General features: G+C 72.6%; 11 protein-coding genes. 8 read left to right on the forward strand and 3 right to left on the reverse strand.

Translation table 11 applies throughout. The annotated features are described in order from the left end of the window. Positions 1-5: 5 nt before the first annotated feature. The gene (locus ACFP1K_RS27385) at positions 6-1865 is read left to right on the forward strand and encodes a DUF2207 family protein (RefSeq protein ID WP_380758476.1); all 1860 of its coding nucleotides are present in this window, start codon (positions 6-8) and stop codon (positions 1863-1865) included. Between the two features lie 46 nt (positions 1866-1911). Further along, a complete protein-coding gene (locus ACFP1K_RS27390; RefSeq protein ID WP_380758478.1) occupies positions 1912-2883 on the forward strand; it encodes a hypothetical protein in 972 nt (323 codons plus the stop codon). 1 nt (position 2884) lies between these two features. On the opposite strand, the gene ACFP1K_RS27395 is transcribed toward ACFP1K_RS27390, so the two are convergent. Next, entirely contained in the window at positions 2885-4303 is a 1419-nt protein-coding gene (locus ACFP1K_RS27395) for an amidase (RefSeq protein WP_380758480.1), read from the reverse strand. A 205-nt stretch (positions 4304-4508) separates the two neighbouring features. Here ACFP1K_RS27395 and ACFP1K_RS27400 point away from each other — a divergent pair, with 205 nt between their 5' ends. The 5 genes from ACFP1K_RS27400 (at position 4509) to ACFP1K_RS27420 (ending at position 9790) form a co-directional block, all read left to right on the forward strand. Then, positions 4509-5276, forward strand: a complete 768-nt coding sequence (locus ACFP1K_RS27400; RefSeq protein ID WP_380758482.1) for a nuclease-related domain-containing protein — start codon at positions 4509-4511, stop codon at positions 5274-5276. A 160-nt stretch (positions 5277-5436) separates the two neighbouring features. Further along, positions 5437-7278 (forward strand): dihydroxy-acid dehydratase, encoded by a 1842-nt coding sequence (gene ilvD, locus ACFP1K_RS27405; RefSeq protein ID WP_380758484.1) that lies wholly within the window; start codon positions 5437-5439, stop codon positions 7276-7278. Between the two features lie 201 nt (positions 7279-7479). Then, a complete protein-coding gene (locus tag ACFP1K_RS27410) occupies positions 7480-8106 on the forward strand; it encodes a PadR family transcriptional regulator (RefSeq protein ID WP_380758486.1) in 627 nt (208 codons plus the stop codon). After that, positions 8103-9557, forward strand: a complete 1455-nt coding sequence (locus ACFP1K_RS27415) for an FAD-dependent monooxygenase (protein ID WP_380758489.1) — start codon at positions 8103-8105, stop codon at positions 9555-9557. The genes ACFP1K_RS27410 and ACFP1K_RS27415 overlap by 4 nt, the downstream gene beginning before the upstream one ends. A 23-nt stretch (positions 9558-9580) precedes the next feature. Continuing rightward, positions 9581-9790, forward strand: a complete 210-nt coding sequence (locus ACFP1K_RS27420) for an FmdB family zinc ribbon protein (protein WP_380758491.1) — start codon at positions 9581-9583, stop codon at positions 9788-9790. A gap of 126 nt (positions 9791-9916) precedes the next feature. Here the strand turns inward: ACFP1K_RS27420 and ACFP1K_RS27425 are convergent, their stop codons facing one another. Together ACFP1K_RS27425 and ACFP1K_RS27430 are read right to left on the reverse strand one after the other, a co-directional pair. Beyond that, entirely contained in the window at positions 9917-10396 is a 480-nt protein-coding gene (locus ACFP1K_RS27425; protein ID WP_380758493.1) for a helix-turn-helix transcriptional regulator, read from the reverse strand. A 163-nt stretch (positions 10397-10559) separates the two neighbouring features. Continuing rightward, on the reverse strand, positions 10560-11069 hold the full coding sequence (locus tag ACFP1K_RS27430) for an HNH endonuclease (RefSeq protein ID WP_380758494.1): 510 nt from the start codon (positions 11067-11069) through the stop codon (positions 10560-10562). Between the two features lie 354 nt (positions 11070-11423). Here ACFP1K_RS27430 and ACFP1K_RS27435 point away from each other — a divergent pair, with 354 nt between their 5' ends. After that, positions 11424-13496 (forward strand): prolyl oligopeptidase family serine peptidase, encoded by a 2073-nt coding sequence (locus ACFP1K_RS27435; protein WP_380758497.1) that lies wholly within the window; start codon positions 11424-11426, stop codon positions 13494-13496. Positions 13497-13564 lie beyond the last annotated feature (68 nt).

Consider the following 13564-nt stretch of genomic DNA (forward strand, 5'->3'; position numbering starts at 1 on the left):
CCGTCATGGCGATGATCTTCCTGGCGGTCGTGGCGGTCACGCTCGCCCTGTGGGGGCTGCTGGTGGCCGCCCTGTCCTTCGCGACCCGCACCCCCGCCGTACGGCCGGGGCTCGCGACCGGCGCGCTGCGCCCGGAGTCGCCCGCCGTGGTCGACCTGATCACCGGCGGCTGGCGGCTGTGCGACGAGGCCGCCGCGGCGACCCTGCTCGACCTGGCCGCCAAGGGCGCCGTGCAGATCGAGGAGATCGGTCCCGAGCTGTCCCTGGTGCGGATGCGCGAGCCCCGTGAGCCGCTGGCGTCGTACGAGAAGCTGGTGTACGACCACGTGCGGTCCCTGGCCGTGGACGGGGTGGTGGCGACCGGCGCGCTGGCCGAGGGCGCTCGCAGCCTCGGCCGGTGGTGGAAGAGCTTCCGGCGCAAGGTGGTCGCCGAGGCCCGCGCTCAGGGACTGTCGCGGGCCCGGTGGAGCAAGGCCCAGGCCAGTCTGCTGACGCTCGCCGCCGCACTGCCCGCCGGGGCGACCGGCCTCGCGGTGGCCGCCACCGCCGAGGACGACAACAGGGGCGGGGGCTTCGGCGCGGCCTTCCTGGCGTTCGCGGTGCTCACCGCCCTGGTGGGCAAGCTGAACGGCGAGCGCGGCACCGCCGAGGGCGCCAAGGCGGCCGGGTACTGGCTCGGCGTGCGCGAGCACCTGGCCGCGGGGAACGCCTACGCGGAGCGGCCGGCGGCGGCGGTGACCGTCTGGGGCAGGCACCTGGCGTACGCCGCCGCGCTCGGCCTCGCCGGGCGGGCCGTGGCCAGCCTGCCGGTCAGCGTGCCCGCCGACGACCGGCGCGCCTGGTCGGACTACGGCGGCATGTGGCACGTGGTCGACGTGCGGTACCCGCGGCGGTTCCTGTGGGGCCGGCCGCCGCTGACCGTCGCGTTCAGCGGGGTGGTCACCGGGTTGTTCGCCGGGTTCTGGACGTGGATGGTGGCGATCGCCGGAAACGCCTTCGACGTGTGGCCGCAGCCGCTGGTGATGCCGGTCGCCCTGCTCGTCGGCGGCACCGTCGCGGCCCTGCCGATCGCCTTCGCCGTGGCGGATCTCGCCGCCAGGGCCGAACTGGAGGGGCAGATCGTCCGGCTGCGACGCTTCCAGGCGGGCTCCAACGACGACAAGCCCAAGTACGCCTACTGGGTGGCCCTGGACGACGGCCGCGCCCGCGAGGTGAAGGCCTTCGGCATCGACGAGGCCAAGTGGGAGCCGCTGGCCGAGGGCGACGTGGTCCGGGTGCGGGCCGGGCGCCGGGTCGGCTGGATCCACGAGGTGGAGGTCCTCGCGCGCTCGCGGCACCGGGACACCCCTTCTTACGACGACACCGGCGAGCACACGCTGGACGCCCCGCTCAACCTCGGCGAGGCCGGGCCGTTCGCCGGGAGCGCGGCCCGGACGACCGCGGTGTCGTCCAAGGTCACGGCCCTGGTGACGCCGGCCGACCTGCGCCGGGTGCTCGGCATCGAGACCGGGGCGGCCGAGGCGAACCCCGACGGGCCGACCACGCCCGGATGGCTCGCCACCGAGTCCTGCCGCTACCGGACCACCGCGGGCACCGAGGTCACGGTGGACGTGTACGCCGCCTCCGGCCGGCGCGGCGCATACCTCATGGCGCTCGGGCATCTGCTCACCCGGATCCAGGGCAGGCCGGTGCCGGGGGTGGGCAGCGCGGCCATGCTCTACCCCGGCGTGATCGCCGCCCGCACCGGCGTGGGGACGTTCGCCGTCCACGTCCACTCCCCCGCCGGCCCGCCGCACCCGGACGCGCTGGTGGAGCTCGGCCGCACGGCGGCGGCCCGTATGGACGGGAGATCACCGGTGGCGTGAGCCCGGTGCGTACGAAGGGTCACCGGCGACATGAGAAGGTGTCCGGGTGGATTCGCCCCGACACCTTCTCGCGGAGCTCGCCCGGCGCCACGCGTTCGCCGACCTCGGGGCGCTGGCGCCCAAGGTCATGCCCGAGGCGGTGCTGATCCCGGCGCTGTGCGAGTTCGGCCAGCGGCTGCTCACCCTGGACGCCGAGGACTTCGCGGCCGAGGTGGACGCCGGGATCGTGCCCGCGCCGCTGCGGCGCCGCGCCCGTGACTGCCACATGCCGCAGACGGCGCGCGAGCAGCCGCGGGGCGCGCTGGCATCGCTGCGCCCGGCGTACGGGCTGCTCCTTGAGGTGATCAAGGTGCGGTGGGAGCGCCGCGAGCTCAGCTCGCTGATGGCAGCCGTGCACATCGCCGGGGAGTACCTCCCGCTGCTGGCCTTCGAGCCGGTGCTCGGCCACGCGGGCGACCCCGCGCGCTGGCCCGAGGGCCTGCGGGCCGAGGGCAGCAGGTTCGGTGCCATCGGCGACCGCGAGTGCGACCACACCAAGCCGGAGAAGTCGGCCGCCGAGCGCACCCTGCGGGTGGCGCACGAGCCGCCGGCGGGCTGGCGCGCCTACTTCGACCGCCAGCACAGCCAGCTCGCCGGGGCCCTCGCCACCTGCGTGGCCCGCTGCCGCAACCCGTGCACCGCGATGGACTGGGTCCCCGTGGAGTCCCGCGAGGACCTGGTGGCCCGGTGCAAGACGGCCCGTGCCTTCGCCGACACCCCACTCGTCCGGCTGAGGCACGCCGCCCCCGTCGGCCACGGCTTCGGCGTCCCCTCGCCCGAGGAGGTCCAGGACGCCTGGGCCCGCAGCCGGGCCCAGCTGGCCCGGACCGTCCCGGGCCAGGCCGCCCTCACCGGCGACGCCTTCCCGCTGCAGGGCCTGCCCGCGCTGTTCTCCGCCGTCGCCGCCGCCCCGATCGTCCCGGCCACCCTGCTGGCAGACGTGGCCGCCCACCTGGTCAAGCTGATCGAGGCGCCCTGAATCACCACATGGACGGGCGGCGCTCCCCCCAGAAGCCGCCCACCGCGGCCTCGACCTGGGCGGAGACCGAGATGAGGGTGGCCTCGGCGCCGACGCGGCCCGACAGCATCACGCCGACCGGCAGCCCTTCGGGGGTCCAGTGCAGCGGGAGGTTGACCGAGGGCTGGCCGCTGACGTTGTAGGTGGCGGCGAACGGCGCGAAACGTTCCATCCGCCGGAACGTCTCCTCGGGGTCCTCGACGTCCTCGAACCAGCCCACGGGAACGGGGGGCTCGGTGACCGTCGGGGAGAGGATGGCGTCGTACTCGTTCATCACCAGGAACCCGAAGCGGGTCGCGGTCTGCAGCGCCGACTGGGCCTGGAGGAACACCGGGGCCGGCGTCGCGAAGCCGCGTTCGCGCAGCCAGCGGGTCAGGGGGCGCAGCTTGGGCTCCATCTCCGGGTTCACCGGGTGCACGCCCGCGAAGCAGAACCACAGCTTCTCGAACTCCGGGACGATCGAGGCGCCGAACGCCGGCGGCATGTCGACCACCTCGTGGCCGAGCGACTCCAGCAGCGCCGACGCGTTCTCGTACGCCGCGAGCACCTCCGGGTGCACCACGGCGCCCGGCACCACGGGAGTGGCGGTGCGGCCGATCCGCAGCCGCCCCGGGTCCCGGGTGACGGCCTCGGTGAACCCCACGGGGGACGGCGGCGCGACGTACAGATCCCCGGGCTGGTTGTGCGCCATCGCCTCCAGCAGGGCGGCGGCGTCGGCCACGGTGCGGGCGATGGGGCCGCTGGTCGACAGGCCCGCGAGGTCGGGCAGGATCGGCGCGAACGAGATGCGGCCGCGGGTCGGCTTGATGCCGTACAGCCCGCACACCGACGCGGGGATGCGGATGGAGCCCGCGCCGTCGCTGCCGTGCGCGGCCGGGGCGAGCCCGGCGGCGACCGCGGCGGCGGCGCCCCCGCTGGAGCCGCCCGCCGACCGCGACAGATCCCACGGCGTGCGGGACGGCGGTGAGACGTACGTCTCGGTGTAACAGGGCAGTCCGAATTCGGGGGTTGCGGTCTTACCCAGCATGATCGTGCCGGCCTCGCGGAGCCGCTCCACCATGCTGTCGTCCACGGGTGCGACGAACCCCTCGTAGGTCGCCGAGCCGAACAGGATCGGCACGTCCTTCACGAGGTTCAGGTCCTTGATCGGCACGGGAACGCCCAGCAGCGGCGGCGGCTCGGCGCCCGACAGCAGCAGGGCCTCGGCGTCCCGTGCCTGATCGAGGGCCAGTTCCGGGGTGGGCGTGACGAAAGCGCCCACCTGCGCGTCCAGCCGCTCGATACGATCCAGATAGTGCTCGGTGATCTCGACCGGGGACAGCTCCCGGCGCCGGACGGCCGCCGCGAGCTCCAGGACTGTGAGATCGTGTATGTGCGCCACGCTTCCGCACAGTATGGCGTCCGGCCGGGAGTTATCTAGAGAGAAAAAATGTAGATACCCGGCTTTTCACCGTACGATGCGGGAACCCACGGCCACAAAAATGTGAACTAGCCAACACTAGGCACACCCCGGGGCGTCAACTACCGTGAGTAGCGTGGATTCCGGCCTAGACCCAGACGACGGTCACAGTACGTCACCCATCTGGGTGAGTGACCGCTCCTCGGAGCCGCGATCTCAGCCGGCGCCTCCCGAGGAGACCTACGCGCCCGTCGAGCGCGCCTCCCTGCTCGGCCTGCTCCAGCAGCCCAAGTACCGGCCGCTGCGCATCCGCCTGATGATCGCGGTCGCCGCCGGGCTCGTCGTCGGCATCCCGCTGTGGAGCTGGCGCCTGGGGCTGATCGCGGCGATCATCGCGGCCATCGCCGACACGATCTACCGCGCGCGCACGGTGTCCTCCGTCGCCCCGTGGCGGCGCGCCTCCGTGGCCGAGCGCCGCACCGAGGCCCAGCTGAAGAAACTCGAGCGCAGCGGCTACCTCACCCTGCACGCGAGGGCCATCCCCGGCAGCGACGCGCAGATCGACCACCTGGTCATCGGGCCGACCGGCGTTTACGCCGTCGACTCCGAGAAGTGGGACAAGCGCCTGCCGGTGCGCGTGCAGTCGCACCGCAAGCTGTTCCACGGGCCTTTCAACCAGAAGCCCCGGCTGGACGAGGCCCGCTGGGAGGCGTCCCAGGCGGGTGAGCTCATCACCAAGGCGCTCGGCCACGAGGTCACGGTCGTGCCGTCCCTGGCGATCTACGGTCCGGCGATCCCGTGGAAGATCCTCAACATCCGCGAGGTCGACGTGTTCGACGGCGGGCGGGTGCGCAGGTGGATCACCAACCGGGAACGTTCCCTGACCCCGGAGGAGATCGAGGACATCTACGCGGTCGCCGCGGAGGTCCTGCCTGCGCGCTATCCCGAGAACTGACCGTCGTAAGGGTCCTTCGGGGTCTCCCGACATCCACCACTGCCCCCGGGGGCCCCGAAGGATCTTTGTCACGCGTCCAGCCTGTGGACCACTGGTCTCGCCTACCGAGCGGCGGCCGTACCATTTGAAGACTGAGCAGTCATCGGATGGGAGAACGGTCATGCCGGCCCTCAGATCTCGCACGGTCACGCACGGCAGGAACATGGTCGGCGCGCGTGCGCTGCTCCGCGCCACGGGCGTGGCGGGTTCGGACCTCGGCAAGCCGATCGTCGCGGTGGCCAACAGCTTCACCCAGTTCGTGCCCGGCCACGTGCACCTGCGCGAGGTGGCCGAGGTGGTGGCGGCGGGCGTCCGCGAGGCCGGGGCGATCCCGCGCGAGTTCAACACCATCGCGGTGGACGACGGCATCGCCATGGGCCACGGCGGCATGCTCTACTCCCTGCCGTCCCGCGAGCTGATCGCCGACGCGGTCGAATACATGGTCAACGCCCACTGCGCCGACGCGCTGGTCTGCGTGTCCAACTGCGACAAGATCACGCCGGGCATGCTGCTGGCCGCGTTCCGGCTCAACATCCCCACCGTGTTCGTCTCCGGCGGGCCCATGGAGGCGGGCAAGTCCACCTCCGGGCGCAAGCTCGACCTCATCGACCCGATGGTCGCCGCCGCCGACGACAGCGTGTCGGACGCCGAGCTGCTGGAGATGGAGGAGAACGCCTGCCCGACCTGCGGCTCGTGCAGCGGCATGTTCACCGCCAACTCCATGAACTGCCTGACCGAGGCGATCGGCCTGGCGCTGCCCGGCAACGGCACGACCCTGGCCACCCACGTCGCCCGCAAGGCGCTGTTCGAGCGGGCCGGGCGGCAGGTCGTCGAGATCGCCAACCGCTACTACGAGCACGACGACGCGTCCGTGCTGCCGCGGGCCATCGCCACCCGCGACGCCTTCGAGAACGCCATGGCGCTGGACGTCGCGATGGGCGGCTCCACCAACACGATCCTCCACCTGCTGGCGGCGGCCCGGGAGGCGGGCGTCGACTTCGGGCTGAAGGAGATCAACGAGCTGTCGCTGCGGGTGCCGTGCCTGTGTAAGGTCGCGCCCGCCACCTCCAAGTACCACGTCGAGGACGTCCACCGCGCGGGCGGCATCCCCGCGATCCTCGGCGAGCTGGACCGCGCCGGGCTGCTGCACCGCGACACCCACAGCATCCACGCCTCCTCCCTCACCGAGTACCTCAGCGCCTGGGACCCCGCGTCGCCCGGCGTCACCCCCGAGGCGCTGGAGCTGTGGCACGCCGCGCCCGGCAACGTGCGCACCGTCAAGGCCTACTCCCAGAACGCCCAGTGGGAGGACCTCGACCTGGACCGGGCCGAGGGGTGCGTGCGCGACCTCGAGCACGCCTACAGCCGTGACGGCGGGCTCGCCGTGCTGTACGGCAACATCGCCCCCGACGGGTGCATCGTCAAGACGGCCGGCGTGGACGAGTCGGTCCTGCGCTTCAGCGGGCCCGCCGTGGTCTTCGAGTCCCAGGAGGACGCCGTCGAGGGCATCCTCGGCGGCAAGATCACCGCGGGCGACGTGGTGGTCATCCGCTACGAGGGTCCGAAGGGCGGCCCCGGGATGCAGGAGATGCTCTACCCCACGAGCTTCCTCAAGGGCAGGGGCCTCGGCAAGGCCTGCGCCCTGATCACCGACGGGCGTTTCTCCGGCGGCACCTCCGGCCTCTCCATCGGACACGCCTCCCCCGAGGCCGCCGAGGGCGGCATCATCGCCCTGGTCCAGGACGGCGACCAGATCGACATCGACATCCCGTCCCGCACCATCGACCTCCGCGTCCCCGACACCGAGCTGGCCACCCGCCGCGAAGCCCTCCTGGCCACCCTGGGCCGCTACCGCCCGGTCCACCGCGAGCGGCCGGTGAGCGCCGCCCTCCAGGCCTACGCGGCGCTGACCACCTCCGCCTCCACCGGCGCCTCCCGGGACCTCTCCCAGCTGGCCCACTGACCCGGCGCCTCCTGCGGGCGTACCTCGATACGCACGCGGGAGACCGAGTCTCCGCCCGTAGCCCTCAGCGCGTCCGCCGTCCGTACGGCGGGCGCGCTTTCGCGTCGCGCCCCGTGCCGCGTTGACAGGCTCGCCGTGCGAGGTAATACTCGGATCCGAGTGATCGGAGGCGATTATCAGGTGGCGACTGGTCGGCGTAGGGTGTCCAACTCGTTGGGGCTGGCGGTGCTGGGGCTGTTGACGGAGCGGGAGATGCATCCGCACGGCATGGCCGTGACCCTGCGGGAGCGGGGGATGGACCGGGTGTTCAAGGTGACCACGGGGTCGTTGTACGACGTGGTGCGGGCCCTGGAACAGGCCGGGTGGATCGAGGCGTGGGAGAACGAGCGGGTCGGGGCGCGGCCGGAGCGGACCGTGTACCGGCGGACCGCGCTCGGGGAGGCGGAGTTCCTGCGCTGGGTGGACGAGCTGGTGCGGGTGCCGGCGGCCGAGTTCCCGAAGTTCCTGTCCGCCGTCAGCTACCTCGGGGTGCTCGGGCCGGACGGGGCCGTGGACGCCCTGCGGGAGCGAGCCGGACGCGTGCGGGAGTTGCTCGGGGAGATCGAGGAGGGGCATCGCGCGGCGCTGGACGGTGGCCTGCCGCGCTTGTTCGTGGTGGAGGCCGAGTACGCGGTGCGGATGTACCGGGCCGAGCTCGGCTGGATCGAGGAGATCGTCCGCGACATCGGCGACGGGCGTCTGCCCTGGCCGGAGGCAGTGCCGGTACCCGTCCGGGCGGACGGCCCGGGGAAGGGCGGTTCGGTTCGCGAGGAGGGGGAGATCCGATGACGGTCCTGGTGGCGGGGGCGGGGCCCGCCGGGTTGATGCTGGCGGGTGAGCTGGCGCTGGCCGGGGTGGAGGTGACGGTGGTCGATCGGCTGGCGGGGCGCTCGGCCTTCTGCCGGGGGTTCACGCTCAACGCGCGGAGTCTGGAGTTGCTGGACCGGCGCGGGATCGCCGGCCGGTTTCTGGCGGAGGGGCCCCTGGTGACGCACAACATGTTCGCCGATCCGAGGCGGCCGCTGGAGCTCGGGGTCATGCGGACCGATCACCCGTACGTGCTGGGGATCGCGCAGACCCGGGTCGAGGAGCTGCTGGAGCAGTGGGTGGCGGAGCTCGGGGTGCGGGTGCGCTGGGGGTGCGAGGTGACCGGGCTCGACCAGGACGGCGACGGGGTCACGGTGACCGTGCGCTCCGGGGACGGTGAGGAGCGGGTGCGGGCGAGTCACCTCGCGGGGTGTGACGGGAGCCGCAGCACCGTGCGCAAGCTCGCCGGGATCGGCTTTCCCGGCACTCCGGCCACCATGTCCGGCCTGCTCGCCGACGTGGAGCTCGTCGATCCCGCCGCGTTGCCGTATGGGGTGACCGAAGGCGAACGCGGGGCGGTGTTCGTGATCCCCCGGCCTGGTTACGTGCGGATCGTGCTCACCGAACCGTCACCGCCGGGGGACCGCGATCAGCCGGTGGGCCTGGCGTACTTCCGGCGTGTGCTCGACGAGACGCTCGGGCGGACGGTGGTGCTCGGGGCCGCGCGATGGCTCACCAGGTTCTCCGACGCGGCCCGGCAGGCGGACCGGTACGTCGCGGGACGCGTCGTCCTGGCGGGGGACGCGGCGCACATCCATCCGCCCGCCGGGGCCGTCGGGGTGAACGTGGCGCTGGACGACGCCGTCAACCTCGGCTGGAAGCTGGCCGCGACCGTCCTCGGGCACGCGCCGGACGGCCTGCTGTCGACCTACCACGACGAGCGCCATCCCGCCGGCGCGCGGGTCCTGCGCACCACACGCGCCCAGGCGATCCTCGGACGCCGGGACCCCGGCCTCGATCCGCTCCGTTCCCTGCTCGGCGAGCTGGCGGAACTGCCGGCGGTCCGCAGGCATCTGGCCGAGCTCATGACCGGTGTGAGCACCAGGTACGACCCGAAGATTCCCGGCGACCATCCCTGGCTCGGCGGTCTGGCCCCGAACCTGAAGCTGTTCACCGACGGCCGTGCCACCAGCGTCGCCGAACTGCTCGCCCCCGCGCGGCCCCTCCTGCTCACCTTCACCCCCCGCTCCCTCCCGGCCCTCCCCACCGGCCGGGTGGACGTCCATCACGGCCGATGCCCCGGCCACCCCGACCTGGAAGCACTCCTGCTCCGCCCCGACGGCCACACCGCCTGGATCTCCACCAAACCCAGCCCCCAGCCCCCCGAGACCCTGACCGCCGCCCTCGCCACCTGGATCGGCGCCGAGATTTGAGAAGCAGGCCGTACCCTTGTCCCATGCCGCGCTATGACTATCGCTGCCGCGCCTGCGGCTCGACGTTCGAGGTCTCCCGCCCCATGTCCGCCTCCGCGGACACCGCCCCCTGCCCGCAGGGCCACGCCGACACGGTGAAACTCCTCTCCACCGTCGCCGTAACCGGCGGCGCCACCGCCCCCCGCCCCACCAGCGGCGGCGGCGGATGCTGCGGCGGCGGATGCTGCGGCTGACCCACCCCTCCCCGCCCGCGCTCACCTATGAGTAATGCCTCATACATTGCCCGCGGCCTTTGGGGGTGATCGCCCCGGGGACGCGGGTGGGGGGCGTCCCCGGGGCTTCGGTGTGGGCCGGGGTTTTCAGGCGGCGGTGATGCGGCGTTGGAAGGGGAGGTAGCGCTCGGCGCGGTGGGGGCGGGCGGGGATGAGGGTTGGTTCGGCGGCGACTATGCGGTCGAAGCGGAAGGCTCGGATGCCTATGCGGGAGCGGCACCAGCCGACGAGGTACCAGTGGGTGCGGTGGACGAGGCAGGTCACGGGCTCTACGTCGCGGGAGCTCACGCGGCCGCCGGCGTCGCGGTAGTGAAGGCGGATCACCTGGCGGCCGGTGACGGCGTTCGCGATGGTGCGGGCGCGTCTGGCCACGTCAGGCGGGAGCGGTGTGGTCAGGGTGTCCAGGGTGGAGGCGGTCACCTCGTCATCGAGGTCGAGCGTGTCGAGCATCCGGCGCAGCGCGCGCCGGGCGGTCAGCGCCTGGGGGCCCTCACCGAGGTGGGCCAGGGAGAGGGCGAGGGCGGCGATTTCGGCGGTCGTCAGGAGCGGCGTGGTGACGTTGGCCATACCACTACACTAGTCGCCGCATACGACATTTTTCGAACACCAGATCTGAAACGCGCACTCCGCTGGGGTGACGTTTTCTTGCCCACCGGTAACGCCGTCCTACCCCGGCGGTGAAACGCACCACCCCCCGCACGCCGGTGGCGCCGGGGGGTGGATGTGGTCGTCAGGCTGCGGTTTCGGACAGATATGGGGCCCACAGAGGGTCGCCGTCGAACTGCGCCCCGATGAGCCGCCAGTGGGCACCACGGGGCACGGCGGGGAGCACCCGCAGGCTCCAGCCGATCTCGTCCAGCAGACGGTCGGCCTTGCGGTGATTGCAGGTCATGCACGAGGCCACGCAGTTCTCCCAGGTGTGCAGCCCCCCACGGGAGCGGGGCAGCACGTGGTCGATGGTCTCGGCCCGCTGCCCGCAGTAGGCGCAGCGGTAGTCGTCCCGGCGCATCAGGGCCGCGCGGGTCAGGGGAATGCGTGAGCGGTAGGGGATGCGGACGTAACGCCGCAACCGGATGACCGAGGGAACGTCCAGGGTGCAGGAGGCCGAGCGCAGGACCGCGCCCCGCCCGTCACGATGGACGACGTCCGCCTTCTCCCTGATCACCAGCACCACGGCGCGGTGCAGGTTGAGGGTGGTGAGCGGCTCGAAGGTGGCGTTGAGCAGAAGGACCTGGCGCATCAGCGGGCCCTTCCCGCCGCGCGTGATCGAGGATGGGGTGCGCAGTAGCACACCCCGGATTGCGGCCCGTCTGATTGGGCCCCGGATGATTCCGTCACGTGGACCTCCGCCGGACGGTCCGGTGGATGGGTTCCACGGCACCGCCCTCAGCAAGTGTGGCCTTTCGGTCGACTCTCCCGCCACCCCAATTAACGGTCGTGTCTTCCAGACCCCGCCTTTCGGTTTATGTCCGGTTCCACCCGCTAAGCAAACCTTTCCGGGAAAGATCACTCTTGTCCCGGGGAGATCCGCCCACGGCGAAGCCGGTCTCCTTCCCTACGCTCACTATGACGATGGTGCCATAAGCTCGCCATCATGACGCGAGAGCCGTACCCGAACGCCCTCCGGGACGACGTCGTGGACCACATCCACGGCACGCCGGTGCCCGACCCGTACCGCTGGCTGGAGAGTCCCGACGACCCCGCCACCAAGGAATGGCTCGACGCGCAGAGCGATCTCTTCGCCAAACAGCTGGCCGCCGCGCCCCACCGGGACGCGTTCCGCGACCGCGTCGCCGAGCTGGTGAGGTCCGGCACGATCGGCGCGCCGACCTGGCGGGGCGACCGGCGCTTCTTCATGCGCCGCACCCCCGACCAGGAGCACGCCGTGCTCTACACCGTGGGCCCCGACGGCGCCGAGCAGGTCCTGCTCGACCCCATCGCCATGGACGCCTCCGGGCTGACCACCATCGACTCCTGGCAGCCCGACAAGGAAGGCCGCTCCCTGGCCTACCAGATCTCCGTCGGCGGCGACGAGGAGTCCAACCTCTACGTGATCGACGTGGTCACCGGCGAGCTCCTGGACGGCCCGATCGACCGCTGCCGGTACTCCCCCGTGGCCTGGCTGCCCGGCGGCGAGGCGTTCTACTACGTCCGCAGGCTCGCCCCCGGCGAGGTCCCCGCCGGCGAAGAGGCCTACCATCGCCGGGTCTACCTCCACCGCCTCGGCACGCCCACCGAGCAGGACGTCATGATCTTCGGCGAGGGCCGGGAGAAGACCAACTACTACGGCGTCTCGGTCGCCACCGGCGGTCGCTGGCTGTCGGTCTCCGCCTCCCGGGGCACCGCGCCGCGCAACGACCTGTGGGTGGCCGACCTCTCCACCTCGCCGCTCGAGGCCCCCGAGCTGGTCACCGTCCAGCAGGACGTGGACGCGCAGACCGTGCTGCAGTTCGGCAGGGACGACCGGGTCTACGTCTTCACCGACCTCGACGCGCCGCGCGCCCGGATCTGCGTGACCGAGCCGGGCCGGCTGACGGCCGAGCACTGGCGCGAGCTGATCGCCGAGGACGCCGAGGCAGTGCTGTCGGACTTCGCGATCCTCGACGACCTCGACCGCCCGGTGATGCTCGCGGGCTGGACCCGCCACGCGATCAGCGAGATCACCGTGCACGACCTGGTCACCGGCGAGCGGATCGGCGAGGTGCCGCTGCCCGGCCTCGGCAGCATCGGCGCGATCACCGAGCACCCCGAGGGCGGCCACGAGGCGTGGTTCGGCTACACCGACCAGACCAGCCCCACCAGCATCCGGCGCTACGACGCCCGCACCGGCGAGACCACCCTGTGGGCGGCGGCGCCGGGCGCGGTCGAGGTGCCCGAGGTGACCACCGAGCAGGTGGTGTACCACTCGGCGGACGGCACCGAGGTCCACATGATCGTCACCTCGCGTCCCGGCGACGGGCCCCGGCCGACCATCCTGTACGGCTACGGCGGCTTCGGCGTGTCCCTGACCCCCGGCTTCTCGGCCGGCACCCTGGCCTGGGTGGAGGCCGGCGGCGTGTACGCGGTGGCGCAGCTGCGCGGCGGCGGCGAGCAGGGCGAGGAGTGGCACCGGGCCGGCATGCTCGGCGGCAAGCAGCGGGTCTTCGACGACCTCCACGCCGCGGCCGAGCACCTCATCGCCACCGGGGTCACCACGCCCGGGCAGCTGGCCATCTCCGGCGGCTCCAACGGCGGCCTGCTGGTGGGCGCCGCGCTGACCCAGCGGCCCGAGCTGTACGCGGCGGTGGCCTGCGCCGCGCCGCTGCTGGACATGATCAGGTACGAGCAGTTCGGCCTCGGCGCCACCTGGAACGTCGAGTACGGCTCGGCCGCCGTGCCCGAGGAGTTCGCCTGGCTGTGGGACTACTCCCCCTACCACCACGTCCGAGAGGGGGTGCGGTACCCCGCCACGCTGTTCATGGTCTTCGGGTCCGACACCCGGGTGCACCCGCTGCACGCGTGGAAGATGTGCGCCGCGCTCCAGCACGCCCAGACCGACGACGAGCGCCCCATCCTGCTGCGCAACGAGAGCGAGGTCGGCCACGGCGCCCGCGCGGTGAGCCGCTCGGTCGAGATGCTGGCCGACCAGCTCGCCTTCCTGGCCCGCCACACGGGCCTGACCGGCTGACGGCCGAGGATCCGGCCCGGTCCTGGAGAGCGTGCCGTGCGCGGCACCGCCAGGGCCGGAACGCCGGG

The organism is Sphaerisporangium aureirubrum (genome assembly GCF_042658925.1).
Classification (GTDB): Bacteria; Actinomycetota; Actinomycetes; order Streptosporangiales; family Streptosporangiaceae; genus Sphaerisporangium; species Sphaerisporangium aureirubrum.